General features: G+C 60.9%; 2 protein-coding genes. Both read left to right on the top strand.

The genetic code is table 11. The features are described 5' to 3' along the window. The first annotated feature begins 83 nt into the window (after positions 1 to 83). A complete protein-coding gene (locus MPJ51_RS11725; RefSeq protein ID WP_298386587.1) occupies positions 84 to 1,061 on the top strand; it encodes a CoA ester lyase in 978 nt (325 codons plus the stop codon). A 367-nt stretch (positions 1,062 to 1,428) separates the two neighbouring features. Next, positions 1,429 to 2,126 (top strand): aminotransferase class I/II-fold pyridoxal phosphate-dependent enzyme (locus tag MPJ51_RS11730; protein WP_298386590.1); only part of this gene is annotated, 698 nt, incomplete at its 3' end.

Genomic DNA, 2,126 nt, shown 5'->3' on the forward strand with positions numbered 1-2,126 from the left:
AAGCCAAGGTCAAGGCAGAAGTCGCAGACCTCTGCGCACGCTTCCCGATCTATCCGAACCTGTAAGACGAAGGACCCCAACTCATGAGCTTTCATAACATCGACCAGGCCCCTGCCCGCCTGAACCGCAGCGAACTGGCCGTTCCCGGCAGCCAGCCCGGCATGTTCGAAAAGGCCGCGCAATCGGATGTGGACGTCATTTTCCTTGATCTGGAAGACGCCGTTGCGCCCGATGAAAAGGAACAGGCGCGCAAGAATATCATCCAGGCGCTGAACGATATCGACTGGGGGGCCAAGACCATGTCGGTGCGGATCAACGGTCTGGACACCCATTATATGTACCGCGACGTGGTGGATGTGGTCGAACAGGCCGGCGAACGGCTGGACCTGATCATGGTCCCCAAGGTCGGCACCGCCGCTGATGTTTATGCCGTCGATATGCTGGTGACCCAGATTGAGGATGCCAAGGGCTACAAAAAACGCATCGGGTTCGAGCACATCATCGAAACCGCGCTGGGCATGCAGAATGTCAGCGAGATCGCGGCCGCCTCGAAACGCAACGAGAGCCTGCATTTTGGCGTTGCCGACTATGCGGCCTCGACCCGGGCGCGGACCACGATCATTGGTGGGGTGAACCCTGACTACTCGGTTCTGACCGATGCGGATGCCGAGGGCGGTCGCCTGACCCATTGGGGTGATATGTGGCACTATGCGCTGGCGCGCATGGTGGTCGCGGCCCGCGCCAATGGCCTGCGTCCGATCGACGGGCCCTTTGGCGATTTTCAGGACCCTGACGGGTATCGCGCGGCGGCCAAACGCGCGGCGGTTCTGGGGTGCGAAGGCAAATGGGCGATTCACCCCGGCCAGATCGTACTGGCCAACGAAGTCATGTCGCCATCCGACGCCGAGGTGACCAAGGCCCAGCGCATTCTGGCCGCCATGGCCGAGGCCGAAGCCGCAGGCAAAGGCGCGGTGTCTCTGGATGGCCGCCTGATCGATTATGCCTCGATCCGTCAGGCCGAAGTCTTGGTGGAAAAAGCAGGGCAGATCGCAGCCGCCTGATTTCACCACCCATATCCTTTCTCACCCTGTTGCAACACAGGTTCGGCGCCGAATGTCACTGACATCGGTGCCGAAAACTCTTAGCGATTACTATCTTTTCGCCGCTCTTCGGGCGAACTGACCCACCCGGCGGAGCATTGCCTTGCTGGGCATTGACGGTCCCCGAATAAATTCACCTCCACCCTGATTTCGCGGTCGGTGCACAAAGCTATGGTGCCCATGGCAAACGGGTTGAAACCACTGCCCAATTCGCCCCCGCGCCGGAACGTGACTTGGCATCGGACAAGGCCACCGTTATCCATATTCTGGTTGGGCCGGACAGCCTTGGCCCGAACCTGACACTGACCAATCTGGCGGAGGCGTCCTGATGCTGTCCCAATTTGTTGATACACTCCCCCCATCGCCCATTATCGGTGTTTTCAACAAAGCGTTCGAGATGCGGCAGGCGGGGGCCGATCTGATCGACTTTTCCGTGGGTGAGCCGGATTTCGACACGCCCGCCCACATCTGCGAGGCCGGGATCGCCGCGATCCGGAGTGGAGAGACGCGCTATACCCCAACCGACGGTCACGGCGCGGTCAAGGCGGCGGTGATCGAGAAATTCCAGCGCGATAACGGGCTGAGTTTCACCGCATCAGAAATCATCGTCTGCTCGGGCGCAAAGCCGCTTTTGGCGGCGGCGATACAGGCGGTTCTGAACCCCGGAGATGAGATGATCCTGCCCGTACCGCTCTGGGCGTCTCATCTGGGTATGGTGCAGGTGGTGGGCGGCGCGCCGGTTCTGGTCGATACCACTGACGCGGGCTTCAAGCTGACACCCGACAGTCTGGAGGCGGCGATCACCCCGCGCACGCGGCTGTTGATGATCTGCTCTCCGTCCAACCCGACCGGGGCCGTGTACACTGCTGCGGAACTCAAGGCGCTTGCCGACGTGTTGCAGCGGCACCCTCGGGTCAATGTGATCTCGGACGACCTGTATGAGCATATCATTTTTGATGGCGCGGAGTTTGCGACGCTGGCAGCGGTTGCGCCGGATTTGCAGTCGCGGATTCTGACCGTGAATGG

Source organism: Ruegeria sp., from assembly GCF_028066395.1.
Lineage (GTDB): Bacteria > Pseudomonadota > Alphaproteobacteria > Rhodobacterales > Rhodobacteraceae > Ruegeria.

Bases quoted from the DNA above. Each gene is read 5' to 3' on its own strand.
- MPJ51_RS11725 (WP_298386587.1), top strand. From the start codon at position 84: ATGAGCTTTCATAACATCGACCAGGCCCCTGCCCGCCTGAACCGCAGC.